The sequence below is a fragment of the Acidovorax sp. 1608163 genome, assembly GCF_003669015.1.
Taxonomy (GTDB): domain Bacteria; phylum Pseudomonadota; class Gammaproteobacteria; order Burkholderiales; family Burkholderiaceae_C; genus Acidovorax.
Genome location: NZ_CP033069.1, coordinates 2,478,666 through 2,502,981, shown reverse-complemented (window position 1 = coordinate 2,502,981; position 24,316 = coordinate 2,478,666). Strand labels below are relative to the sequence as shown.

The following is a 24,316-nucleotide window of genomic DNA, read 5'->3' as shown; positions in this document are numbered from 1 at the left end:
ACCCTGAACTAAAGTTATTCCTACCCCGCAAGCACAAAGGAGTTCTCAAATGATTGCCCAAGAACTGGAAGTCAGCTTGCACATGGCCTTTGTCGAGGCCCGCCAGCAACGCCACGAATTCATCACCGTGGAGCACCTGCTGCTTGCACTGCTTGATAACCCTAGCGCCGCCGAAGTGCTGCGTGCCTGTTCGGCCAACATCGATGACCTGCGGTCCTCGTTGTCGAACTTCATCAAAGACAACACCCCACAGGTGGCTGGCACCGACGAGGTGGACACCCAGCCCACGCTGGGCTTTCAGCGCGTGATCCAACGCGCCATCATGCACGTGCAGTCCACGGGCAATGGCAAGAAGGAAGTCACCGGTGCCAACGTGCTGGTCGCCATTTTTGGCGAGAAGGACTCGCACGCCGTGTACTACCTGCACCAGCAGGGTGTTACGCGCCTGGATGTGGTGAACTTCATCGCCCATGGCATCAAAAAGGGCGAGCCGCCAGAGCCCACCAAGGCCGAAAGCCCTGCAGAGAGCGAAGAGGGCGGTAGCGAACGGTCCGAAAAAGCCTCTCCCCTGGAGCAGTACACGCAGAACCTGAACCAGGCTGCGAAGGACGGCAAGATCGATCCCTTGATCGGCCGCCATTACGAGGTGGAGCGCACCATTCAGATCCTGTGCCGCCGCCGCAAGAACAACCCGCTGCTGGTGGGTGAAGCGGGCGTGGGCAAGACGGCGATTGCCGAGGGCTTGGCATGGCGCATCACGCAAAACGATGTGCCCGAAATTCTGGCCGAGGCCGTCGTGTACTCGCTGGACATGGGCGCCTTGTTGGCAGGTACCAAGTACCGTGGCGATTTTGAGCAGCGCCTCAAGAGCGTGCTCAAGGCGCTCAAGGACAAGCCCAACGCGGTGCTGTTCATTGACGAAATCCACACCCTGATTGGCGCGGGCGCAGCCTCGGGCGGCACGCTGGATGCATCCAACTTGCTCAAGCCGGCGCTGTCCAGCGGCCAGCTCAAGTGCATCGGCGCGACCACCTTCACGGAGTACCGGGGCATCTTCGAAAAAGACGCCGCGCTGTCGCGCCGCTTCCAGAAGGTGGACGTGGTCGAGCCGACGGTGCAGGAAACCATCGACATTCTGAAGGGCCTGAAGTCGCGCTTCGAAGAGCACCACAGCGTGAAGTACGCTGCAGCGGCCCTGCAGGCCGCGGCCGAGCTGAGTGCCAAGTACATCAACGACCGTCATCTGCCCGACAAGGCCATTGACGTGATCGACGAGGCGGGTGCTGCGCAGCGCATCATGGTGCCGAGCAAGCGCAAGAAGACCATCGGCAAGGCCGAGATCGAAGAGATCGTGGCCAAGATCGCGCGCATTCCGCCTGCCAACGTCTCCAACGACGATCGCGGCAAGCTGCAGACACTGGAGCGCGACCTCAAGAGCGTGGTGTTTGGCCAAGACAAGGCACTCGAAGTGCTGGCGTCGTCGGTCAAGATGGCGCGCTCGGGCCTGGGCAAGGGCGACAAGCCGATTGGCTCGTTCCTGTTCAGCGGCCCCACGGGCGTCGGCAAGACCGAAGCGGCCAAGCAACTGGCCTACATCATGGGGATCGAGCTGATCCGCTTCGACATGTCGGAGTACATGGAGCGCCATGCTGTGAGCCGCCTCATTGGCGCGCCTCCGGGCTATGTAGGGTTCGACCAGGGTGGCCTGCTCACCGAAGCCATCACGAAGAAGCCGCACGCGGTGTTGCTGCTCGACGAGATCGAGAAGGCGCACCCGGACATCTTCAACGTGCTGCTGCAGGTCATGGACCATGGCACGCTGACGGACAACAACGGCCGCAAGGCCGACTTCCGCAACGTGCTGATCATCATGACCACGAACGCGGGCGCCGAGACGATGAACAAGGCGACCATTGGCTTTACCAACCCGCGGCAGGCGGGCGACGAAATGGGCGACATCAAGCGCCTGTTCACGCCCGAGTTCCGCAACCGGTTGGATGCGATCGTCAACTTCAAGGCGCTGGACGAGCAGATCATCCTGCGCGTGGTGGACAAGTTCCTGCTGCAGCTCGAAACCCAGTTGGCCGAGAAAAAGGTGGAGGTCACCTTCACCGACCAGCTGCGCAAGCACCTGGCCAAGAAGGGCTTCGATCCTTTGATGGGTGCTCGCCCCATGCAGCGCCTGATCCAGGACACCATTCGCCGTGCGCTGGCCGACGAGTTGCTGTTTGGTCGCCTGACGGAAGGTGGTCGCTTGACGGTGGATATCGAAACCAAGACCGACGAAAAAGGTGTGGAGACACCCGAAGTCTTGTTGGACATCCAGCCCTTGCCGAAAAAGGAGCGCTCAGCCAAGGCGGAGCCTGCAGAGCCTGAGGAAGCGACCGCCGATTGACCCGGTAGACGCAGGTGCCGCACGGGCATCTGTGTCCTGCTTCTCCACAAGCCGACCCGATGGGTCGGCTTTTTTTTGCCTCGCCCCCGCCCGCATGGTGCAACCCGTTGTGCGGGGTGATGGATGCACTCCGATCTGCGCGGCTGTTCGATGGTTCGGACGGTGGTGCGTTTTGTTGTTCGGTTTTTCGAATGCCTTTGGGCGGCCGCCATGTGCTTTGTCTTTGCAAATCAATGACTTGGATCGGTAGCAGGCATTGGCACATTGCATGCAAAGGCTAGGGCAGGCTGCGCGAGACGTGGCCAGTTACCCATCGGAGACAAGCCATGCAACATGCCACCCACGGTGGTCCCATCCGTCTGATCGGGAAGGTCCGTCCATCCCCTGGGGCGCGCGATTGCCCAAATCGCCTGACGGGGTCTCGCCACAGCTTGCGTTGTGGTGCGTGTGTGCCGTTCGCGCTATTTGCAATGCAGTCTTAGCCCATTCCTTGAGTGCGGCGATTTCTGAACCAGGAAACGCCGCATCGCGGGGTATTTCCTTTTTCAATCCATAGAAGATCGCATGAAACTCAATCGTTTGACCACGATGGTCATCCTGGCCATGGTTTTGGGGGTATTGGTCGGGTACGCCTGCCACACCTGGGCGCCCACGCCTGAGGCTGCCAAGGAAATCGCAGGCTACTTTGGTCTGCTGACCGACATCTTCCTGCGCATGATCAAAATGATCATCGCGCCCCTGGTGTTTGCGACCCTGGCGGCGGGCATGTCCACCATGGGCGATTCGCGCACCGTGGGGCGCATTGGTACGCGCGCTCTGGCATGGTTCATGGGGGCATCCCTGATCTCTTTGGCGCTGGGCTTGGTCATTGCCAACCTGACCCAGCCGGGCAGTTCGTTGTCGATCCCTTTGCCCGAGGTGGGCACCGCCACACAGCTCAAGACCGGTGCCTTGAATCTGCGTGACTTCATCACCCAGGTGTTCCCCAAGAGCATTGTGGAGTCGATGGCCAACAACGCCATCCTGCAGATCCTGGTGTTCTCGCTGTTCTTTGGCATGGCGCTGGGGCACTTGCACAACCAGGCTGCACGCACCCTGGTGGCCACGTTGGACGAGGTGGTCCATGTGATGCTCAAGGTGACCGACTACGTGATGCGCTTTGCCCCGGTGGGCGTGTTCGGTGCGGTAGCTGGCGCCATCACCACCCAGGGCCTGGGCATGTTGGGGGTGTTTGGCAAGTTCATGCTCAGCTTCTACCTGGCCTTGGCGGCCTTGTGGGTGGTGCTGGTGTTTGCTGGCTACCTGGTTTTGGGGCGCGACGTGTTCCGCCTGCTCAAGCTGATCCGCACGCCCATGCTCATTGGTTTCTCTACCGCCAGCAGCGAGTCCGTGTATCCGAAGCTGATGGAGCAACTGGAAAAATTTGGCGTCAAACCCAAGGTCACGGGCTTTGTGCTGCCCCTGGGCTATTCCTTCAATCTGGATGGCTCCATGATCTACACCACGTTTGCAGCCATCTTCATTGCCCAGGCCTATGGCATTGACATGCCTCTGTCCACGCAAATCACCATGCTGCTGGTGCTCATGGTGTCCAGCAAAGGCATTGCCGGCGTGCCACGCGCTTCGCTCGTGGTGGTGGCGGCGGTGCTGCCCATGTTCCATCTCCCTGAAGCCGGTGTGCTGCTGATTCTGGGCATCGACCACTTCCTGGACATGGGGCGCACGCTCACCAACGTCATGGGCAACGCCATTGCCACGGCGGTGGTGGCCAAGTGGGAGAAAGCCATTGACCCCGTGCCCGAGACCTTGGCCGAGCGCGAGGAGATGATTCCTGCCGTTGGTGACGACGAGGCCGCCCAGCCTGCAGCGTAACGACAGAGGCGGCTGCAGCAACGCGGCAGCCACCTGTTGGCTCAGGTTCTCATCGCATCTAAAGGGCTGGCCCGTGCCAGTCCTTTTTTGTTGGGCGTGTCCATGGCTTTGCCACCACCGCCATGCCCTGCGTGCAGCACCTGCACTGCTACCATTTCACCCCTTCATGCCATCGCCACGATCCTTGCGCCGTCTCACCGTTTTGCTGCTTTTGGGCGGTGTGCTGCTTTGCGGGGGCATGGCCTACCTGCTGGCCCAGCGCATGGGGCAGGCGCAGATCCAGGCCACGGGTTTGCACCGGCTGGAGCTGTACACCGCCAGCCTGCAGCGCGAGATCAGCAAATACGCCTTTCTGCCCGGCACGCTGGAGCTGCAAAAAGACGTGTTGTCGCTTCTGTCCACCCCATCAGACACATCGCTGCCTCGTCGTGCAGACAGCGTCAATGCCTACCTGGAGCAGCTCAATGAGCGCGCTGGCACGCTTTCCATCTATGTGATCAGTCTGCAAGGCCAGGTGGTGGCCACCAGCAACTGGCGCAGGCCTGACAGCTTCATGGGTGAGGACCTGCGGTTCAGGCCTTACTTTCAAGACGCGCTGAGCACCGGCATTGGGCGCCTGTTTGGGATTGGCACGACCCGGGGCGAGCCGGGGTACTACCTGGCGTCCGCCTTGCTGGATGGCAGCCGCACCGTGGGGGTGGCAGTTACCAAGGTCAGCCTGGACCAGCTGGAGCAGTCCTGGTCCACCGTCGAGGCGCCGGTCATCGTGACCGATGAAAACGGCGTGGTGATCCTGGGCTCGGTGCCCGACTGGAAGTTCACCGCGCTGCGCCCGCTGGACGAAGCCACACGCAAGGCTTTTGACCAGACCTTGCAATACAACCGCAAGGCACTCACCCCTTGGGCATGAAGGTGCTGAGCGACCTGGACCAGGGCGCGCGGCTGGTGCGCGTGGCGCGCGAGGGCACCGAAATGGCCTCGGTGTACCCGGTGACGGGCCGCTTCCTGACCCAGTCGCGCGCGCTGCCCGGCACACCCTGGACGCTCACGGTGTTCTCGCACCTGGCTCGGGCCGATGAGGCGGCGCAAAGCGACGCACTGATCGCCACCATCGGTGCCGCCTTTGTTGCGCTGCTGGGGTTCATGTTCAACCAGCGCCGCCGGCACGAGCGCGACCGTTTGCGCGACCGCCTGGCTGCCCGCGAGGCGCTGCAGGCCGCACACGATGAGCTGGAGCGCAAGGTGCAGCAGCGCACGGCCGATTTGTCGCGCACCAACGAGCGCCTGCAGTCTGAAGTGCAAGAACGCATTCGCGCCGAAGGCACGCTGCGCGCCGCGCAGAACGAACTGGTGCAAGCGGGCAAGCTGGCGGTGATTGGCCAGCTGTCTGCCGGTGTGGCGCACGAGCTGAACCAGCCGCTGACGGCGCTGCGCACCCTGTCGGGCAACAGCGTGCGGTTTCTGGAGCGGGGCGATTTGCCCACGGTGCGCGTCAACCTGGAGCGCATTGCCCAACTGGCCGACCGCATGGGCCGCATCACGGGCGAGCTGCGGGCCTTTGCCCGCAAATCGACCGGCGAGCCACGGCCCGTGCCACTGCGCGCTGCGCTGACCAACGCGCTGGCGGTGCTGGAGTCCCGCATCCAGCAGACCAGCGCCCAGGTGCAGTTGAACATGGCCGAGCCTGAGCCTGTGGCCTGGTGCGATGGCAACCGCCTGGAGCAGGTGCTGGTCAATCTCATCAACAACGCTTTGGATGCAATGGCCGGGTGTGCCACTTTGCGTGTCGAAATTCGCTGCGAGCAATTGGCCTCAACGGGGGGCGAGCAGGTGCATGTGCAGGTGCGTGACCTGGGCCCGGGCCTCACCGAAGAGGCCCTGGCCCATCTGTTCGAGCCATTTTTCACCACCAAGGGGTCGGGGGACGGGCTGGGCCTGGGGTTGGCCTTGTCGGCGGGCATCGTGCGCGAATCGGGCGGCACGCTCAGTGGGGCCAACCACCCTGACGGCGGCGCTGTGTTCCACTTGGCCTTGCCCGCAGCCCCTCGCCCAGACGCTGATACCGCTCCAGACCGCCCATGACCCCCGACCTCAAGGTCCTCATCGTTGAGGACGACCCCGACATCGTGCTGGGCTGCGAACAAGCCTTGCAACTTGAAGGCATTGCCACCGAAAGCGCCCCCAGTGCCGAGCTGGCCCGGTTGCGCCTGGGGCGTGACTACCCAGGTGTGGTGGTCAGCGACATCCGCTTGCCGAAGATGGACGGCATGGCCTTTTTGCAAGAGCTGATGGGCATGGACCCGGAGCTGCCCGTGGTGCTCATCACCGGCCATGGCGATGTCTCCATGGCTGTGCAGGCCATGAAGGACGGAGCGCACGACTTCATCCAAAAGCCCTTTGCCCCCGAGCAGCTGGTAGGCGCTGTGCGCCGCGCCCTCGACAAGCGCCGCCTGGTGCTGGAGGTGCGCCAGCTGCGCAGCCAGCTCGCGCAGCGCGATGCGATCGAGCGCCTGGTGATGGGCCGCGCGCCCAACATGCAGCGCCTGCGCGAGGTGCTGGCGGGCCTGGCGGCCAGCACGGTGGATGTGCTCATCCACGGCGAAACCGGCACCGGCAAAGAGCTGGCCGCCCGTTGCCTGCACGACGCCAGCCCGCGCAGCAAAGGGCACTTTGTGGCCATCAACTGCGGCGGCTTGCCCGATACGCTGTTTGACAGCGAAATGTTTGGCAACGAGGCTGGGGCCTTCACCGGCGCGGGCAAGCGCCGCATCGGCAAGATTGAGCACGCCAGCGGCGGCACGCTGTTTCTCGATGAAATCGAAAGCATGCCCCTGGCCATGCAGATCAAGCTGCTGCGCGTGCTGCAAGAGCGCGTGCTGGAGCGCCTGGGCTCCAACACGCTCATCCCCATCGACTGCCGAGTGGTGGCTGCGACCAAAGTGGATTTGCTGGAGCTGTGCCGCCAGGGCAAATTCCGCGAAGACCTGTACTACCGCCTGAGCGTTGCCACCGTGGACTTGCCCCCGCTGCGCGAGCGGCGCGAAGACGTGCCGCTGCTGCTGGAGCACTTTGTGATGGGTGCTGCCGCCCGCCACCAGCGCCCGGTGCCCGATCTGCCCGCAGGCCAGTTGCACCAGCTGCTGGGCTACCACTGGCCCGGCAATGTACGCGAGCTGCGCAACGTGGCCGAGCGCATTGTGCTGGGCATTGCTGCAGGCGCCGCGCCTTTTGCCGGGGCGGCGTGCGATGCCGGTGACGCAGCACAGCCCCAGGCGCTGGCGGCTACGGTGGAGGCCTTTGAGCGCACCCTGATCGCCGAAGCCCTGCGCCAGCAGGGTGGCAGCCTGGCCCGCACGGCCGAAGCGCTGCGGGTGCCCAAGACCACCTTGCACGACAAGATTCGCAAATACGGCCTGGGCACTTGATCGCCCTGTAGCCTTGGTGCCCTGGTGTCCTGTCACCAGCCCTGCAGATCGGACCAATGAGGGGCAGGGCCGTGCTGCTCCTTCGCTCCTTACTTGGCAGGCGTGCTGTTCACCAGGCCCTGCAACACTTCCAGCGTGGGATAGCCATCGGCCACCAGGCCCTGGCTTTGTTGGTACTTGCGCAGCCCGGCGCGGGTGGCGGGGCCTTGCACCCCGTCGGGCGTGCCGGTGTCAAAGCCGCGTGCGTTCAGTGCCGTCTGCAATTGGCGCGTTTGCTCGCGCGACAGGGGTTGCAGGTCGCGCGGCCAGTCGGCCACCACGCCGGGGCCACCATCGAGTCGCTGGGCCAGCAGGGCCACGGCCAGTGCGTAGCTGGTGGAGTTGTTGTAGCGCAGGATGGTGCGAAAGTTTTGCCCCACCAAGAACGCCGGGCCGCGTGCGCCCGCAGGCTCCAGCACGGCGGCCGATGCCATGTCTGGCAGTGGGCTGCCAGACAGGGTTTGCAAACCCTCTGCCGCCCACTGGGCAGTGCTTTGGCGCACTGTCAGTTCGGCCCGGGCATGGTCAAAGCCTGCTGGCAAGCGCACCTCGGTGCCCCAGGTTTCACGCGGCTGCCAGCCTTCGGCCGCCACAAATTTGGCCGTGGACGCAAGCACGTCCGGGATGCTGCCCCAGATGTCGCGGCGCCCGTCGCCATCGGCATCCACAGCGTGGGCCAGAAACACCGAGGGGATGAACTGCGTGTGCCCCATGGCACCTGCCCAAGAGCCCACCATGGCCTCGGGCGCAATGTCGCCCAGGTCGATGATGCGTAGGGCGGCCAGCAACTCAGACTGCGCCCATGCCTGGCGCCGGCCTTCGTAGGCCAGGGTGGCCAGTGCATCCACGGCGCGGAAGTTGCCGAAATTGCCGCCGTAGTTGCTCTCTATGCCCCAAAAGGCGGTGAGGATGCTGGCGGGCACGCCGTAGCGTTGGGCCGCAGCCTCCAGCGGTGCGCGGTGCGCCGCCATTTGTGCTTGCCCTTGCGTCACGCGCTGGCGCGACACGGCGCTGTCCAGGTACGCCCAAGGGGGGCGGTTGAACTCGGGCTGTGAGCGGTCCAGCTCGATCACGCGGGGCTGCCACTGGGCCTGGCCCAGCACGTCGCGCACGGTCTCGGGGCGTATGCCTGCGGCCAGCGCCTGGGGCGCAAATGCCTCGCGCCAGCGGGCAAAGCCCTGCGCGTGTTCTGCGTCGGCAGCATTCAGGGGCGTGGCCGACTGGGCCGATGGCTGGGCTGCTGCTTGCGTTGGGGTTGGCACGGGGGGCGTCACGGTGGTTGTCGCCGTGGCAAGGTTGGGGGCGCTGCCTGGCCCGCTGGCGCAGCCCGTCAGTGCTTGTGTGAAGGCCAGTGCGCAGGCCAGTGCCGTCCAGCACAGGCGCGCTGGGTGGGTGCGTCCAGCGGCCTGGGCCGCCAAGGAAGTAAGGTGTGTGCGGTGCATGCAGCATTGTCCCGCGTTGCCTTGGGCTGCGGCCCCGTGCATGCCTTCGGGATGTATCGCTGTGTGTGCATGGCGGGCGTGCAATACGGGTTATCTGCTATATGTTTTATAGCTGCTAGCGCTTATCCAATAAGCGCTAGGTGCCAAAATGGTTTGAAATCGGGTTACAGTTGGCGCTTTCGCCAAGCCCCTGCACTGGCTGGGGCCTGGTGCGCGGATTGCACCGCGCCTGCCCTCTGCGACCGCTTCAGCAACTGTATTGCGACCGTTTCACTGCGACCACCATGGCTTCACACACCTTTCTCTGGCACGACTACGAAACCTTTGGTGCCAACACCCGGCGCGATCGCCCGGCGCAGTTCGCCGCTATCCGCACCGATGCCGACCTCAACGAGATCGGCGAGCCGCTGATGATCTACTGCCAGCCGGCCAACGACTACCTGCCCGACCCACAGTCCTGCCTCATCACCGGCATCACCCCCCAGCTCTGCCTGGAAAAAGGCCTGCCCGAGCGCGAGTTTGCCCACCGCATTGAGGCCGAGTTTGCCCAGCCCGGCACCATCGGTGTGGGCTACAACACCATCCGGTTTGACGACGAGATCACGCGCTTCATGTTCTGGCGCAACCTCATCGACCCCTATGCACGCGAGTGGCAAAACCAGTGCGGCCGCTGGGACTTGCTGGACGTGGTGCGCATGACCTACGCGCTGCGGCCCGACGGCATCCACTGGCCCAAAAAGGAAGACGGCGCACCCAGCTTCAAGCTCGAACACCTTTCCAAAGCCAACGGCCTGTTGCACGAGGCCGCGCACGATGCGCTGTCGGACGTGCGCGCCACCATTGCGCTGGCGCGCCTGATTCGCCAGCACAACGCCAAGCTGTTTGACTTTGCCCTGGCGCTGCACAAAAAAGACCGCGTGGCCACCGAGCTGCGCCTGCCCGCCACGGCCATCACGGCGCGGCCTTTCTTACATGTGTCGGGCATGTTCCCGACCGAGCGCGGCTGCCTGGGCGTGATGTGGCCACTGGCCAGCCACCCCACCAACAAGAACGAGCTGATCGCCTGGGACCTGGCCCACGACCCGCGCGAGCTGGCTGCGTTGAATGTGGACGACCTGCGCCTGCGCATGTTCACCCGCGCCGCCGATTTGCCCGAGGGCGTCACACGCCTGCCCATCAAAACCATCCACCTCAACAAGTCGCCCATGGTGGTGGGCAATGTGAACACCCTCACGCCCGCGCTGGCGCAGCGCTGGGGTATTGACTTGGCGAAGGCGGCAGAGCATGCCGAGGTGGCGCGCAGCCTGCCCGACATGAGTGGCATCTGGCCCGCCGTGTTCGCCCGGCCTGCCGAGCCCACGCCCGATGTGGACCAGGACCTGTACGGCGGCTTTGTGGGCAACAACGACCGGCGTTACCTGAACGAGCTGCGCGAGATGTCGGGCGCCAAGCTGGCCACGGCCCGTACGGGCTTCGATGACCCACGCCTGGCCGAGCTGGTCTGGCGCTACCGGGCGCGCAATTTTCCGCAAACCCTCACGCCTGAGGAACAAGAGCGCTGGGAAGCCCACCGCGCCGCCAGCCTGTTTGATGGGCAGGGCGGGGCGCGCACGGTAGAGCAGTTGTTCACCGAAATCGACCAACTCTCCGAGACCGCCGACGACGATCGCACGCAGGACATCCTGGGTGCGCTGTACGATTACGCCGAACACATCGCGCCTGAACGGTAGAGCCTCCCTGAGGCGCTGCGCGCCTTCCCCTCAGGGGGACGCACCCAGTGGCCTGGCAGAGCCAGTTCCACGGGTGCGCTGGCCTTGGCGCACGCCAGTGTCCATCGCCCAGCCTTGCATGTAGACCCGTAGACATAGCCTTTGAGATTTATGACGACACCCCACAAACCCAACTTCACCACGCAAATCGTTCACGCCGACCGCTGGGGCGGCGCAGAAAAGGGGGCCGTGCACCAGCCCATCCATTCGTCGGTGCAATACGGCTACGACACGGTCGAAGATCTGATTGCGGTCTTCCAGGGCACGGCCAAGGGGGCTTCAACTACGCCCGCCAGGGCACGCCCACCACGGCGGCGCTGGAGACCAAGATCACCCAAATGGAAGGCGGCGTGGGCACCATCGTCTTCTCTACCGGCATGGCCGCCTTGTGCGCGGTGTTCCTCACACTGCTCAAGGCAGGCGACCACCTGGTGGCCAGCAAGTTTGTGTTTGGCAACACCAACAGCGTGTTTGGCACGCTGGCCGACTTGGGCGTGGAAGTGACCACGGTGGACGCCACCGACACCGCCCAGGTGCAAGCCGCAGTGCGCCCCAACACCCGCATGGTGTTTGTCGAGACCATTGCCAACCCCGGCACGCAAATCCCTGACCTCGAAGGCATCGGCGCACTGTGCCGCAGCAAAGGCCTGCTGTACGTGGTGGACAACACCGTGGCTTCGCCCTACCTCTTTCAGCCCGCCACCGTGGGGGCTGGGCTGGTGATGAATTCGCTCACCAAGAGCATCGGCGGCCACGGCGATGCGTTGGGCGGTGCCATCACCGACACGGGCTTGTTTGACTGGGCCACGTACCCCAACATCTTCGCGGCCTACCGCAAGGGCGATGCCAAGGGCTGGGGCCTGCAGCAGGTGCGCAAAAAGGGTCTGCGCGACATGGGTGGCACGCTGTCGTCGCACAGCGCCCACCAGATCGCGCTGGGCGCAGAAACCCTGGCCCTGCGCATGGACCGCACCAGCGCCACGGCCTTGGCCCTGGCCCAGTGGCTGGAGCAGCACCCGGCCGTGGCCAAGGTGCATTACCCGCTGCTGCCCTCGCACCCGCAGTACGAGCAGGCGCGCAAGCACTTCAAGTCCGGCTCCTGGCTGCTGTCGTTTGAGCTGAAGGACGCCGCCCAGTGCCTGCCGCTGTGCAACCGCCTTCGCCTGCCCATCAAGGCCACGGGGCTGGCCGACACGCGCACGCTCATCATCCCGGTGGCCCACACCATCTTCTGGGAGGCGGGCCCCGAGGTGCGCGCCAACATGGGCATTGGCGACGGCATGATCCGCCTGTCGGTGGGCCTGGAAGATGCGCAAGACCTGCTGGCCGATTTTGAGCAGGCCCTGGCGGGCTGATCGCCCCTTGATTCACACCACTTGCCGCAGGCTGACCCCATGAGCCATCCCACTGATTTGCCCTTTCACATCGGCAAGTACCAGGTGCAGGCCGAACTGGGGCGGGGCGCCACCGGGGTGGTGTACCTGGCGGTGGACGGTTTCAAGGGCCGCCAGGTGGCCATCAAAGAGGTGCACGCCCACCTGCTGCGCAAGCCTGACGATGCCGAGCGCTACCGCAAGCTGCTGCGCAACGAGGTGATGCTCACGGCCCGGCTGCGGCACCCCAACATCGTGCGACTGCTCGATGCGGACGAGCAGGCGACCCAGCCTTACCTGGTGCTGGAGTATGTGGATGGCCAGCCCCTGTCGGCCTTCACCACGCCCGACACCTTGCTGCCCGTGGCCCAGGTGCTCGACATTGCCTACAAGTGCTGCAACGCGCTTGAGCATGCCCAGCGCGAAGGCCTGGTGCACCGCGACATCAAGCCCGCCAACGTGCTGCTGTCCCAAGAGGGCGAGGTCAAGCTCACCGATTTTGGCGCCGCCCTGGCGGTGCGCAGCGATGCCACACAACTGGCCGGGTTGGTGGGCTCGCCCTCGTACATGTCGCCCGAACAGGTGCAAGAGCAGGACCTGACGCACCACAGCGACATGTTCTCGCTGGCCGTGGTGGTGTACGAACTGCTGACCGGGCGCCGCCCGTTCGATGCCGAAACCGACTTCGCCACGCTCTACCGCATCACCCACGAAGCGCCCACCGCACCGCGCCTGCTGCGCACCGATTTGCCCGAACACCTGGACGCCGTGCTGCTGCGCGCCCTGGCCAAGCAGCCCCAAGACCGCTTTGCCACCTGGGCCGACTTTGCCAACGCCTTGCTGGCCGTGCAGCACGCGCTGCCCGCCCAGCGCTCGCAAGACTCTGAAGCGCAGCGCTTTGCCTTGCTGCGGGCACTGCCGTTTTTTGCAGACTTCCACGACGTGGCGCTGTGGGAGTTGATGCGCCTGGGCCGCTGGCGCTGGGCCCCAAGGGCAAAGTCATCCTGTTTGAAGGCCAGCCCGGCGACTCGTTCTACGTGCTGGTGGAAGGGCGCGTCAGCATCACCCGGGAGGGCTGGCAGCTGAGCACGCTGGGCCCGGGTGTGACGCTGGGCGAAATGACGTACTTGCAGCCCGAGCACAAGATCCGCAGCGCCACCGCTGTGGCCGAGACGGATGTGCTGGTGCTCAAGGTGCGTAATCCCTCGCTGATGGAAGCCTCTGCCGATCTGCAGTCGCGCTTTGACAAGGCGTTCATCAAGGTGCTGGTGTCGCGCCTGGTGGCCACCAGCAAGCAGCTGGGCGCGTGGGAGTTGAGTGCGCCGCAGGATTGAAGGGGTTGTCGAAATGGTGCGGGTGGCTAACGCCCTCCCGTAGACATTGTTTTTGAGAATTGTTATCATTTAATGGCCTGAGTACGCCACACCCCGTCCAACGCAAAAGGCTCCACCAGGAGCTGCGTGATGGACCTCCAAGCCTCGATTTCTTCAGCCCTCCCATGGGCCCCAGTGCCCACCAGCGCTACGCTGGCCGATTGGGAGCGCCTCATGCGCCGCGCAGGCGCTGCCTTGCAGATGCAGCAATGGCGCATGGCGCTCGGCTACCAACGCCAGGCCCTGGCTGTGGCGCTGGGCATTGCACACCAACCACCCGCAGGCCGTGAGGACGATTGCGTGGCCGCGTTGGTGGTGTCGCACCTGAACCTGGCCGATCTTTCGCAGGAGGCGGCAGCACCCGGTGAGTCCGCACGCCTGCTGTGCCACGCCCACGCCACGCTGCTGGCCTGGATGGCAGACCCCACCGCCACGCCCGCGCTGCAGCAAGCCGCCTGGCGCCACAGCCGCGAGACACACGCTGCACTGCTGCGCCATGTGGCCCAGCACGGCCCGCAGGCCGATGTGACTCGCTTGCTGCAGGCCAGCCACCCCCAGCCTGGCACGCGCACGCATTGAGCTTCCGTGGGCACTGCGGCCCACCAACTCGCCTTCTTTGCGTTGCCACGCATCGCCCCTCTCACTTTTCATCGCTTTTGAGGAGACCCCTTTGCCCTACGAACTGCCCCTGTTGCTCTATGCCTATGACGCGCTGGAGCCGCATGTGGATGCCCGCACCATGGAGATCCACCACACCCGTCACCACCAGACCTACATCAACAACCTGAATGCCGCGTTGCAAGGCACACCGCATGCCGACTTGCCGATTGACGAGCTGGTGTCGCGCCTGGTGCTGCTGCCCGAGGCGCTGCAGCCCGCCGTGCGCAACAACGGCGGCGGGCATGCCAACCACAGCCTGTTCTGGCGCGTGATGTCGCCCACCGGCGGTGGCTTGCCGCAGGGCGATTTGGCCCGCGCCATCGACGCAGAGCTGGGCGGATTTGATGCGTTCAAAGACGCCTTCACCAAGGCCGCCATCAGCCGCTTTGGCAGCGGCTGGGCCTGGCTCAGTGTGTCGCCGCAGGGCACGCTGGTGGTGGAGAGCACAGGCAACCAGGACAGCCCGCTCATGTCTGGCCTGATGTCGGGCAACACCCCCATCCTGGGGCTGGACGTGTGGGAGCACGCCTACTACCTGCACTACCAGAACCGGCGTGCCGACTACATCGCCGCCTTTTACAACGTTATCGACTGGCCCGAGGTGGCCCGCCGCTACGCGCAGGCGCGGGGCTGAGAGGGCACTGCCCTTGCATGGCCCTTGCCATCGCGCCCGTCTTCTGACCTTTTTCGAGACCACCGCCATGTCTACACCGCATGCTTCCCACGCGCCATCCCAAGCACCGGTGGCTGCAAGCCCCGCCCCAGCCTATGTGGGGGCGGGGGAGGACGGGGAGGGCGGTGATGGCACCGTGCAACCCCCCTATCTGCGCTGGCAGGGCCACTGGCGCCAGCGCCTGGGCTTGGGCATCGTGTTGTTGGGGGCGGTGGTGCTGGCCTTGCATGGCTGGCGCATGGTGGCCACGCAGCCACTGGTGCGCGATGCCTTGCTGGGCGGGCTGTTGGCGGCCTTGGCCACCGCGCTGGGGGCCGTGCCGGTGTGGTTCTCGCAGCAGTTGTCTGCCCGCGTGCAAGACACCTTGTTTGGCTTTGGTGCGGGCGTCATGCTGGCGGCCTGCTCGTTCTCGCTGATCTTGCCGGGCCTGCAAGCCGCCCGCGCGGCGGGTGCCGGTGGCTGGGCCGCTGGGGGCACCATAGGCACGGCCATTTTGCTGGGGGCTGCGGCACTGCTGTGCCTGGAGCGGTGGCTGCCGCACGAGCATTTCATCAAAGGGGTCGAGGGCCAGGCCTCGCGCACGCTGCGGCGCACTTGGCTGTTTGTGTTTGCGATTGCGCTGCACAACCTGCCCGAAGGGTTGGCCATTGGCGTGGCCTACGCTGGCGGCGATGCCTTGCGTGCCGGTGCATTGACCACAGGCATTGCCATCCAGGATGTGCCCGAGGGGCTGGTGGTGGCCGTGGCGCTGCTGGCTGCGGGCTACCGGCGCACGCTGGCCGTGGGGCTGGGCATGGCCTCGGGGTTGGTCGAGCCCTTGGGGGCCGTGCTGGGGGCGGTGGTCATCAGCCACTCGGCCAGCCTGCTGCCCTGGGGCCTCGGCTTTGCTGCGGGGGCCATGCTGTTTGTCATCAGCCACGAGATCATTCCCGAATCCCACCGCAAGGGGCACGAGGCCTGGGCCACGGGCGGGCTGATGTGGGGCTTTGTGCTGATGATGCTGCTGGACACCGCGCTGGGCTGATGTCTCACATCAGTGTGGCGATGAACGCTATTTATTTGATAGCTGCTTGCGCTTGATTGGTAAGCGCTACAGGCCAATCTGGCTTGAATCGCGGTGGGCCTTCAACCAAAAAACTGGTAGCACACCGCAATGGCCGCCACCACCCCGGCCAGCTCGGCCACCAGCGCACAGGCCACGGCGTGCCGGGCGCGCTGAATGCCCACGGCCCCAAAGTACACCGCCAGCACGTAAAACGTGGTTTCGGTGCTGCCCTGGATGGTGGCCGCAGCCAGCGCGGCAAAGCTGTCTACGCCCTGTGTCTGCATGGTTTCGATCAGCATGGCCCGCGCCGCGCTGCCTGAAAACGGCTTGACCAGCGCGGTCGGAAGCGCATCCACAAACCTGGCATCCACCCCCAGGGTGTTCACGCACCAGCGAATCCCCTCCAGGGCATACCCCAGTGCCCCCGATGCCCGCAGCACGCCTACTGCGCACAGCATGGCCACCAGGTAGGGCAGCAGCCCTTTGGCCACATCAAAGCCCTCGCGCGCGCCCTCCACAAAGGCTTCGTACACCGGCACCTTGCGCCAGGCACCAATCGCCACAAACGCCACCACCAGCCCAAACAGCGTGAGGTTGCCCAGCAGCGAGGACAACTGCGCCAGCGCCGCCGCACTCAGGCTGCTGAGCAGCGCCATGAAGCCGCCCAGCACCAGCGCCACCGGCAGCAAATACGCCAGCACCACCGGGTGCCACAGCGGCAGCCGCTGCACCACGGCCACGGCCAGCAGCCCGGCCAGGGTGGATGCCGAGGTCGCCAGCAAGATGGGCAAAAACACCAGCGTAGGGTCGTGCGCCCCTTGCTGCATGCGGTACATGAAGATGGTGACGGGCAGCAGCGTGAGCGATGAGGCGTTGAGCACCAGGAACAGAATCTGCGCGTTGGTGGCAGTGGCGGGCTCTCGGTTCAACTCTTGCAGCGCGCGCATCGCTTTGAGCCCCATGGGGGTGGCGGCGTTGTCCAGCCCCAGGGCGTTGGCGGCAAAGTTCAAAGTCATCAAGCCCAGGGCAGGGTGGCCACGTGGCACCTCGGGCATCAGGCGGGCAAACAGGGGCGCCAGCCAGCGCGCCAGCACATCCACAATACCGGCCTTCTCTGCAATGCGCAAAAAGCCCAACCACAGCGTGAGCGTGCCAAACAGCAGCACCATCACCTCCACCGAGAGCTTGGCCATGGCAAACAGCGACTCGACCATGGCCGCAAACACCTGGGCTTGGCCGCCCAGAAGCCACTGGGCCAGCGCGGCAATGGCTGCTGTCAGGAAAAAGCCCAGCCAAAGGGTGTTGAGCATGTGAAGTGATCGGGAGAATTGGATTGGGAGGCTGCTGGTAAGGGCCGGGCGCAGCGATATGCGGGGCAGTTTAAGGGAGGTTTCAAGCCCGGGCTGGCTGCGGCTGGGCGTGGGTGGCAAGCAACATGGGCCAACTCTCGGATTTGCCTGAAATCAAAATTTGCTTGTTTTTATCACTTTTGCTGATTTTGTGATAAATTCGCGTTGTTGCTTCTGGCAACAAATTCGGGCGTAATCGCAAAAATGAGATTGCCCGACGGCGTTGCAAGCTGCAAGCTTGAGCGCCGTGTAGCCAAGGAGCGTCGCGGTCTTCGCCAACAGCGCGGTTTTGTGGCATGTGATGCATGCGCCGAAGCTGGCACAGGATGATGAGCGCAAGGTTTCAAGTCGTCTAAAAGAGGGTTCCATGAAAAACTTGAAGATTTCCACCCGCCTGTCTGGCGCGTTTGCGTTGCTGGTGTTCATGCTGGTGGCTTTGGCAGTCGCCGCCATGGCTCAACTGTCGGCTATTCGCGCGGCGACTGTCGAGATCAGTGACAACTGGTTGCCTAGCATTGAGGTGGTCAACAGCATTGATTCGCAAGCCTCTGAACTGCGCCTGATTGTGCTGACCCACATCATGAACACCGACGAGGCTGCCATGGCCAAGATCGACCAGCAACTGCTGGCGGGCCGCGCAAAAATGGCCCAGCTGCGAAAGACGTATGAAGCTCTCATCAGCAGTCCTGAAGAGAAGAAACTCTACGAAGAATTTTCCAGCAATTGGACCAAGTACATCGGCGTCAATGACACGGCACTGGCCCACTCGCGCAAGAACGAAAACGACCAGGCCAAGGCAATCGTGGAAGGCGAGTCCGCCAAGCTTTTTGCAGTGAGCGGGGATATCCTGGACAAGCTGGTCAAGCTCAACAGCGATGGTGCCGCAGACGCCAAAAAAGACGCCGAAAGCACCTACGCGACCGCGCGCAACACCCTGTTGATCGTGGCCGCGCTGGCCATCGCCCTGGCCATTGCCGCCGCCCTGTGGCTCATCCGCTCCATCACCGCCCCCCTGTCCCGCGCCGTAGAAGTGGCCGACCAAGTGGCCGCAGGCGACCTCAGCGCCCACATCGAAGTCACCTCCACCGACGAAACCGGCCAGTTGCTCGGAGCCCTGCAACGCATGCAGCAAAGCCTGGTGCGCACCGTCTCCGTCGTACGCCAGAACTCAGAAAGCGTGGCCTCTGCCAGCGCCGAGATTGCCTCCGGCAACAACGACCTGAGCGCCCGCACCGAACAGCAAGCCAGCGCCCTGGAAGAAACCGCAGCCTCCATGGAAGAACTCGGCTCCACCGTGCGCCAAAACGCAGACAACGCCCGCACCGCCAACCAACTGGCCATGAGCGCATCGACCGTCGCCACCCAAGGCGGAGAAGTGGTTGCCGAAGTGGTGGAGACCATGAAAGGCATCAACGCCAGCAGCAACAAGATTGCAGACATCATCAGCGTGATCGACGGCATCGCCTTCCAGACCAACATCCTGGCGCTGAACGCCGCCGTGGAAGCCGCCCGGGCAGGCGAGCAAGGCCGAGGCTTTGCCGTGGTGGCCACCGAAGTACGCAACCTGGCAGGACGCAGCGCAGAAGCGGCCAAAGAAATCAAGAGCCTGATCATGGCCAGCGTAGAGCGGGTAGAGCAAGGCACCCTGCTGGTAGACAAAGCAGGCAGCACCATGACCGAAGTCGTCACGGCCATCCGGCGCGTGACCGACATCATGGGAGAGATCAGCGCAGCCAGCAGCGAACAAAGCGCAGGGGTAGGCCAAGTGGGCGAAGCGGTGACGCAAATGGACCAGGCGACCCAGCAAAACGCGGCCTTGGTGGAAGAAATGGCGGCAGCGGCCAGCAGCCTCAACAGCCAGGCGGGCGAGCTGGTCAACGCGGTGGCAGTGTTCAAACTGGCCCACGATGCCAGCAGCAGCTACAACGCCCCTAGAAGCAGCTACAGCGCCCGAACCAGCAGCCCCGGTGCCAGCAGCCTGGGCAAAACCCCCAGCGCCCGGCCTGCACTGAGCAAGCCCAAGGCGACAACGGCAAAAGCGCCAGCCCAAAGCAAGCCAGCGGCGAGCCTGGCGGCCCCTCAAGCAGCAGCGCCTGCACCCAAGGCAACGCCAGCCCCCAAAGCAGCGAAGGCCGGGGGCAATGACGATGAGTGGGAGAGCTTCTAAGCTGAGCTGAGCGGAATTCCTGCTGCCATCATGCCCGCCGCTACCAAAGCACGCCTGAGGGCGTGCTTTTTTGTTTTCGCCTCGAACATGGGCTATGGGCACGGGCAGAGGGGCGTGTCAGCGCGCAGAGGGGCAAGCTGCCATGGTGAATTCCCCACACGAGCAGACTTGATGAATATCAAGAAAATCAGCTTCTCTAATCATTTTGAAATGGTGAAATTGATATTCAAAGGCTCCACTTCTTTGCCCAGTCATCTCCTTGCGCACACAAATCAAAAGATCATTTGGTGATTAAGTAAAAGCTATATATTCGTTTGGGTTTTATAGGCGCAGTTCCAAAATCAGGCTCCATTCACGAAGGAGCTTTGCATGACCACGCTGCGCCTGGGCGACACCGCCCCTGACTTCACACAGGAATCCACCGCTGGCCCGATCCGCTTCCATGAATGGGCGGGTGGTTCCTGGGTGGTGCTTTTCTCGCACCCTGCCGATTTCACGCCGGTGTGCACTACCGAATTGGGCAAAACAGCGGCATTGGCCAGCGAGTTCGCCAAGCGTGGCGTCAAGCCCATTGCGGTGAGCGTGGACCCCGTGGATTCGCACCAGAAGTGGGTGCACGACATCAACGACACGCAGAACACCACGGTGAACTTTCCCATCCTGGCCGATGCGGACCGCAAGGTGGCGGACCTGTACGACATGATCCACCCGAACGCTTCGACCACGGTGACGGTGCGCAGTGTGTTCATCATCGACCCGAAGAAGGTGATTCGCACCACCTTCACCTACCCGGCCAGTACGGGGCGCAATTTTGACGAAATCCTGCGTGTGATTGACTCGTTGCAGCTCACCGACAGCCACAAGGTGGCCACTCCCGCCAATTGGAAAGATGGCGACGACGTGATCATCGTGCCCAGCCTGCAAGACCCGGCCGAGATCGCGCAGCGCTTTCCCAAGGGTTTCAAAGCCGTGCGCCCCTACCTGCGCATCACCCCTCAGCCCAACAAGTAAATAAAGGGCTCCGTCGCCTCTGTGGCCCGCCTTTCAAGGCGGCTGCAAGTGGCCGGGGTAGTTCACGCTGTGACCTCCACACCCATCATCATCGTGCCCGGTTGGCGCGATTCCGGCCCCGGGCACTGGCAAACCCTGTGGGCAGATCGCCTGCCTGAGGCGCGCCGTGTAGTGCAAGACGACTGGATCACGCCCACCCGCGCCGCCTGGGTCGCGCAGCTGGAGAAAACCGTGCTGGCGCAGGAGCAGCCGGTGGTGATCGTGGCGCACAGCCTGGGCTGCATTGCCACCACCCACATGGGGCCCGAGGCTGCGGCGCGGGTGCGCGGTGCGCTGCTGGTGGCCCCGGCAGACCCCGAACGCCGTGCCATCCTCAGTGACTTTGCCCCTGTGCCTTACGCAGCGTTGCCGTACCGCAGCATTCTGGTGGCCAGCAGCAATGACCCGTACTGCCCGATTCGCTTGGCCGGTGCCTACGCCCGTGCATGGGGCAGCGAGTTTGTGCGCATGCAGAACGCAGGCCATATCAACGTGGAATCCGGGCACGGCGAATGGCCTTTGGGCCGGGCGCTGCTGCAATCGCTGACGGACGAGGGCGGTGGGGGCTCTGAGTGGTCTGCATCGCCTGCCCAAGTACCCCAGGCTGTGGCTGCCAATTTGCTATGAAATGAATAGCTGCTAGCGCTTTATCTGATTGCGCTAGGGGCATATTTTGCCTCAACCCTGGGAGGCGACAGTGGCGCCGTGTGCTCCACAGGCCCCGGGCGCGTCACGGTGCACCGGCTGTACGCTTTTCTATATTCCACAGTTTGATTAATTTAAAAGAATATATTCTTTTGAGTTTTAAGAGGCTGTTGTACACAATGTGACACCTTCAGCTTTTTTGAGCGACGCGACATGACTTCTTTGAAACTCAAGACCCTTTTGGCTGCTTTGGCCCTGACTGTCAGTGGCGTGGCTGGCGCCCAGAACGCGCTGCTCAATGTGTCTTATGACGTAGCCCGTGAGTTCTACAAGGACTACAACGCCGCCTTCATCGCCCACTACAAGAAGACCACCGGGCAAGACGTGAAGGTGGACCAGTCGCATGCAGGCTCCAGCGCCCAGGCGCGTGCCGTGAACGACGGCCTGGCGGCTGATGTGGTCACCATGAACACCACCACCGACGTGCAGTTTCTGGCCGACAGCGGTGTGGTCGCGAAAGACTGGACCAAGAAATTCCCGCACGACGCATCGCCCACCACCTCGACCATGCTGTTCTTGGTGCGCAACGGCAACCCCAAGAACATCAAGGACTGGGAAGACCTCATCAAGCCCGGCGTGCAGGTGATCGTGGTGAACCCCAAGACGGGCGGCAACGGCCGCTACGCCTACCTGGCCGCGTGGGGCGCCGTGCGTGAAAAGGGCGGCACCGAGGCGCAGGCCGCCGAATTTGTGGGCAAGCTCTACAAGAACGTGCCCGTGCTGGCCAAGGGCGGGCGCGATGCCACGGCCACCTTCCTGCAGCGCAACCAGGGCGATGTGTTGATCACGTTCGAGTCCGAAGTCGTGTCGATCGACCGTGAGTTTGGCGCGGGCAAGGTCGATGCGGTGTACCCCTCGGTGAGCGTGGTGGCCGAGAACCCCGTGGCAGTGGTCGAGCGCACCGTGGCCAAGAAGGGCACCGGCGCATTGGCCAAGGCTTACCTGGACTACCTGTACTCTGAAGAGGCCCAGGAAATCGCCGCCAAGCACGCCATCCGCCCCCGCTCGGAAGCCGTGCTCAAGAAATACGCCGACACCTTCAAGCCCCTCAAGCAGTTCACCGTGGCCAAGTACTTTGGCTCGCTGACCGAAGCGCAAAAAGTGCACTTCAACGACGGCGGTCAGTTCGACAAGCTCTATACCCCGGGCGCCAAGTAAGGCCCGCGCACCTCACTACCTCTTCATATGACCACTGCGAATGCTGTGGCCGCAGCCCCGGCCGGTCGGCGTGCGCCCAAACGCGTGCTGCCCGGCTTCGGGCTGTCGCTGGGCTACACCCTGTTTTATTTGAGCATCATCGTGCTGATCCCTCTGTCGGCACTGATCTTCAAAACCTTCACGCTCACCTGGGAGCAGTTCTGGGCCGCCATCAGTGCGCCGCGTGTGATGGCGTCGTACCGGCTGACTTTCGGCGCCTCGTTCCTGGCGGCGCTGGTCAACCTGGTGTTCGGCCTGCTGATCGCCTGGGTGCTGGTGCGCTACAAGTTTCCGGGCAAGAAAATCGTGGACGCGCTGGTGGACCTGCCTTTTGCGCTGCCCACCGCCGTGGCGGGTATCTCGCTCACGGCTTTGCTGGCGGGCAATGGCTGGGTGGGCAGCATTCTGGAGCCCATGGGCATCCAGTTGGCGTTCAAGCCTGCGGGCATCGTGATTGCGCTCATCTTCATCGGCCTGCCGTTTGTGGTGCGCACCGTGCAGCCCGTGCTGGAAGACGCCGAGAAAGAGCTGGAAGAAGCCGCCACCTGCCTGGGCGCCACGCGCCTGCAGACCTTCACCAAGGTCATCCTGCCCTCCATCACCCCTGCGCTGCTCACCGGCTTTGCCATGGCGTTTGCGCGGGCGGTGGGCGAGTACGGCTCGGTCATCTTCATCGCAGGCAACATGCCCATGGTTTCTGAAATCACGCCTTTGATCATCATCGGCAAGCTGGAGCAGTACGACTACGCAGGCGCGACCGCCGTGGCCGTCGTCATGCTGGTGATCTCATTCATCTTGCTTTTGGTCATTAACGCATTGCAGGCTTGGCAACGCCGGCACACGGGGGCACCAGCATGAGCGGCAGCAACTCCCGAACCATTCGCCGCGCGCAAGCGGGCACGACCGAAGCGCCCTGGGTACGCTACACGCTCATCGCCGTCGCACTGGCCTTCATGCTGCTGTTCCTGGTGCTGCCGCTGGCTGCGGTGTTTGCCGAGGCGCTGCGCAAAGGCTTTGGCGCCTACCTGGAGGGCCTGCGCGAGCCCGATGCCTGGTCGGCCATCAAGCTCACGCTGATCACCGCGCTGATTGCGGTACCGCTGAACCTGGTGTTTGGCGTGGCCGCCGCCTGGTGCATTGCCAAGTACGAGTTCAAAGGCAAGGCGTTTTTGACCACGCTGGTGGACTTGCCGTTCTCGGTGTCGCCCGTGGTGGCGGGCCTGATCTATGTGCTGATGTTTGGCGCGCAGGGCTGGTTTGGCCCCTGGCTGCAGGCGCACGACATCAAGATCATCTTCGCCGTGCCCGGCATCGTGCTGGCCACCGTGTTTGTGACTTTTCCGTTCATCGCCCGCGAGCTGATCCCGCTGATGCAGGCGCAGGGCAACGACGAGGAGCAGGCCGCCATCGTGCTGGGCGCCACCGGCTGGCAGACCTTTTGGTACGTGACGCTGCCCAACATCAAGTGGGGTCTGCTGTACGGCGTGATCTTGTGCAACGCGCGCGCCATGGGCGAGTTTGGCGCGGTGTCGGTGGTGTCCGGCCACATCCGGGGGCAGACCAACACCATCCCGCTGCACGTTGAAATTCTCTACAACGAATACCAGTCCGTGGCTGCGTTTGCCGCAGCCTCGCTGCTGGCCTTGCTGGCCCTGGTCACCCTGGTCATCAAGACCGTCGCCGAACACCGCAACGAGCAGGCATTGAAGGCAGCGACCGACCTGCCGCCCGAGCGTCCTGCCGACGCCGCTGCCCGTTGAACTGCCCGCTGAAGGAAGAAAC

Annotated in this window: 18 protein-coding genes and 2 pseudogenes; 17 read left to right on the top strand and 3 right to left on the bottom strand. The window is 63.8% G+C overall.

Annotation, left to right across the window (positions count from 1 at the left end; genetic code table 11):
- The first annotated feature begins 49 nt into the window (after positions 1 to 49).
- The 4 genes and pseudogenes from clpA (at position 50) to EAG14_RS11175 (ending at position 7,692) form a co-directional block, all read left to right on the top strand.
- Complete coding sequence (clpA, locus tag EAG14_RS11190; protein WP_121728897.1) at positions 50 to 2,395, top strand: ATP-dependent Clp protease ATP-binding subunit ClpA; 2,346 nt, start codon at positions 50 to 52, stop codon at positions 2,393 to 2,395.
- Positions 2,396 to 2,959: 564 nt separating this feature from the next.
- Complete coding sequence (locus EAG14_RS11185; protein ID WP_121728896.1) at positions 2,960 to 4,267, top strand: dicarboxylate/amino acid:cation symporter; 1,308 nt, start codon at positions 2,960 to 2,962, stop codon at positions 4,265 to 4,267.
- A gap of 166 nt (positions 4,268 to 4,433) precedes the next feature.
- Positions 4,434 to 6,349 (top strand): annotated as a pseudogene (locus tag EAG14_RS23765) (ATP-binding protein).
- Positions 6,346 to 7,692, top strand: coding sequence for a sigma-54 dependent transcriptional regulator (locus tag EAG14_RS11175; RefSeq protein WP_121728895.1), 1,347 nt, complete (start codon positions 6,346 to 6,348; stop codon positions 7,690 to 7,692). The pseudogene EAG14_RS23765 and the gene EAG14_RS11175 overlap by 4 nt, the downstream one beginning before the upstream one ends.
- 89 nt (positions 7,693 to 7,781) lie before the next feature.
- Here EAG14_RS11175 and EAG14_RS11170 read toward each other — a convergent pair whose 3' ends face one another.
- Positions 7,782 to 9,173, bottom strand: coding sequence for a lytic murein transglycosylase (locus tag EAG14_RS11170; RefSeq protein WP_121730426.1), 1,392 nt, complete (start codon positions 9,171 to 9,173; stop codon positions 7,782 to 7,784).
- A gap of 284 nt (positions 9,174 to 9,457) precedes the next feature.
- On the opposite strand from EAG14_RS11170, the gene sbcB reads away from it, so the two are divergent.
- The 7 genes and pseudogenes from sbcB to EAG14_RS11140 all read left to right on the top strand — a co-directional run bounded on the left by sbcB (position 9,458) and on the right by EAG14_RS11140 (position 16,045).
- Positions 9,458 to 10,903 (top strand): exodeoxyribonuclease I, encoded by a 1,446-nt coding sequence (sbcB, locus tag EAG14_RS11165; protein ID WP_121728894.1) that lies wholly within the window; start codon positions 9,458 to 9,460, stop codon positions 10,901 to 10,903.
- Positions 10,904 to 11,053: 150 nt separating this feature from the next.
- Positions 11,054 to 12,297, top strand: a pseudogene (locus EAG14_RS11160) (cystathionine gamma-synthase family protein).
- A 39-nt stretch (positions 12,298 to 12,336) separates the two neighbouring features.
- Positions 12,337 to 13,401, top strand: a complete 1,065-nt coding sequence (locus EAG14_RS11155; protein ID WP_240457005.1) for a serine/threonine-protein kinase — start codon at positions 12,337 to 12,339, stop codon at positions 13,399 to 13,401.
- On the top strand, positions 13,353 to 13,649 hold the full coding sequence (locus EAG14_RS23335; RefSeq protein WP_371414413.1) for a cyclic nucleotide-binding domain-containing protein: 297 nt from the start codon (positions 13,353 to 13,355) through the stop codon (positions 13,647 to 13,649). The genes EAG14_RS11155 and EAG14_RS23335 overlap by 49 nt, the downstream gene beginning before the upstream one ends.
- A 129-nt stretch (positions 13,650 to 13,778) precedes the next feature.
- Positions 13,779 to 14,267 carry a hypothetical protein gene (locus EAG14_RS11150; RefSeq protein ID WP_162995970.1) on the top strand — a complete coding sequence of 163 codons (489 nt, stop codon included), beginning with the start codon at positions 13,779 to 13,781 and terminating at the stop codon, positions 14,265 to 14,267.
- Positions 14,268 to 14,358: 91 nt separating this feature from the next.
- Entirely contained in the window at positions 14,359 to 14,982 is a 624-nt protein-coding gene (locus EAG14_RS11145) for a superoxide dismutase (protein ID WP_121728892.1), read from the top strand.
- Between the two features lie 67 nt (positions 14,983 to 15,049).
- A complete protein-coding gene (locus EAG14_RS11140) occupies positions 15,050 to 16,045 on the top strand; it encodes a ZIP family metal transporter (RefSeq protein ID WP_205603515.1) in 996 nt (331 codons plus the stop codon).
- Positions 16,046 to 16,146: 101 nt separating this feature from the next.
- Here EAG14_RS11140 and EAG14_RS11135 read toward each other — a convergent pair whose 3' ends face one another.
- The gene (locus EAG14_RS11135) at positions 16,147 to 17,376 is read right to left on the bottom strand and encodes a nucleoside recognition domain-containing protein (RefSeq protein WP_121728891.1); all 1,230 of its coding nucleotides are present in this window, start codon (positions 17,374 to 17,376) and stop codon (positions 16,147 to 16,149) included.
- Positions 17,377 to 17,529: 153 nt separating this feature from the next.
- Positions 17,530 to 17,784, bottom strand: a complete 255-nt coding sequence (locus EAG14_RS22785; RefSeq protein WP_162995969.1) for a hypothetical protein — start codon at positions 17,782 to 17,784, stop codon at positions 17,530 to 17,532.
- Here EAG14_RS22785 and EAG14_RS11130 point away from each other — a divergent pair.
- From EAG14_RS11130 to cysW, 6 genes are all read left to right on the top strand, one after another.
- A complete protein-coding gene (locus EAG14_RS11130; protein ID WP_121728890.1) occupies positions 17,783 to 19,582 on the top strand; it encodes a methyl-accepting chemotaxis protein in 1,800 nt (599 codons plus the stop codon). The genes EAG14_RS22785 and EAG14_RS11130 overlap by 2 nt on opposite strands.
- 369 nt (positions 19,583 to 19,951) lie before the next feature.
- Positions 19,952 to 20,593, top strand: a complete 642-nt coding sequence (locus tag EAG14_RS11125) for a peroxiredoxin (RefSeq protein WP_099655353.1) — start codon at positions 19,952 to 19,954, stop codon at positions 20,591 to 20,593.
- 69 nt (positions 20,594 to 20,662) lie between these two features.
- Positions 20,663 to 21,259: an alpha/beta hydrolase gene (locus EAG14_RS11120; RefSeq protein ID WP_121728889.1), complete on the top strand. Its 597-nt coding sequence runs from the start codon at positions 20,663 to 20,665 to the stop codon at positions 21,257 to 21,259.
- Positions 21,260 to 21,490: 231 nt separating this feature from the next.
- Positions 21,491 to 22,495 carry a sulfate ABC transporter substrate-binding protein gene (locus EAG14_RS11115; protein WP_099655355.1) on the top strand — a complete coding sequence of 335 codons (1,005 nt, stop codon included), beginning with the start codon at positions 21,491 to 21,493 and terminating at the stop codon, positions 22,493 to 22,495.
- Positions 22,496 to 22,522: 27 nt separating this feature from the next.
- Positions 22,523 to 23,392, top strand: coding sequence for a sulfate ABC transporter permease subunit CysT (gene cysT / locus EAG14_RS11110; protein WP_099655356.1), 870 nt, complete (start codon positions 22,523 to 22,525; stop codon positions 23,390 to 23,392).
- Complete coding sequence (cysW, locus tag EAG14_RS11105; RefSeq protein ID WP_099741055.1) at positions 23,389 to 24,294, top strand: sulfate ABC transporter permease subunit CysW; 906 nt, start codon at positions 23,389 to 23,391, stop codon at positions 24,292 to 24,294. Before cysT ends, cysW begins: the two co-directional genes overlap by 4 nt.
- Positions 24,295 to 24,316: the final 22 nt, after the last annotated feature.

Excerpts from the sequence above, each read along its gene's own strand:
- EAG14_RS11115 (WP_099655355.1), top strand. The coding sequence starts at position 21,491 with ATGACTTCTTTGAAACTCAAGACCCTTTTGGCTGCTTTGGCCCTGACT.
- EAG14_RS11135 (WP_121728891.1), bottom strand. The coding sequence starts at position 17,376 with ATGCTCAACACCCTTTGGCTGGGCTTTTTCCTGACAGCAGCCATTGCC.
- EAG14_RS11185 (WP_121728896.1), top strand. The coding sequence starts at position 2,960 with ATGAAACTCAATCGTTTGACCACGATGGTCATCCTGGCCATGGTTTTG.
- EAG14_RS11150 (WP_162995970.1), top strand. The coding sequence starts at position 13,779 with ATGGACCTCCAAGCCTCGATTTCTTCAGCCCTCCCATGGGCCCCAGTG.
- cysW (WP_099741055.1), top strand. The coding sequence starts at position 23,389 with ATGAGCGGCAGCAACTCCCGAACCATTCGCCGCGCGCAAGCGGGCACG.
- EAG14_RS11125 (WP_099655353.1), top strand. The coding sequence starts at position 19,952 with ATGACCACGCTGCGCCTGGGCGACACCGCCCCTGACTTCACACAGGAA.
- EAG14_RS11170 (WP_121730426.1), bottom strand. The coding sequence starts at position 9,173 with ATGCACCGCACACACCTTACTTCCTTGGCGGCCCAGGCCGCTGGACGC.
- EAG14_RS11130 (WP_121728890.1), top strand. The coding sequence starts at position 17,783 with ATGAAAAACTTGAAGATTTCCACCCGCCTGTCTGGCGCGTTTGCGTTG.
- sbcB (WP_121728894.1), top strand. The coding sequence starts at position 9,458 with ATGGCTTCACACACCTTTCTCTGGCACGACTACGAAACCTTTGGTGCC.
- cysT (WP_099655356.1), top strand. The coding sequence starts at position 22,523 with ATGACCACTGCGAATGCTGTGGCCGCAGCCCCGGCCGGTCGGCGTGCG.
- EAG14_RS11175 (WP_121728895.1), top strand. The coding sequence starts at position 6,346 with ATGACCCCCGACCTCAAGGTCCTCATCGTTGAGGACGACCCCGACATC.
- clpA (WP_121728897.1), top strand. The coding sequence starts at position 50 with ATGATTGCCCAAGAACTGGAAGTCAGCTTGCACATGGCCTTTGTCGAG.
- EAG14_RS11140 (WP_205603515.1), top strand. The coding sequence starts at position 15,050 with ATGTCTACACCGCATGCTTCCCACGCGCCATCCCAAGCACCGGTGGCT.
- EAG14_RS11155 (WP_240457005.1), top strand. The coding sequence starts at position 12,337 with ATGAGCCATCCCACTGATTTGCCCTTTCACATCGGCAAGTACCAGGTG.
- EAG14_RS22785 (WP_162995969.1), bottom strand. The coding sequence starts at position 17,784 with ATGGAACCCTCTTTTAGACGACTTGAAACCTTGCGCTCATCATCCTGT.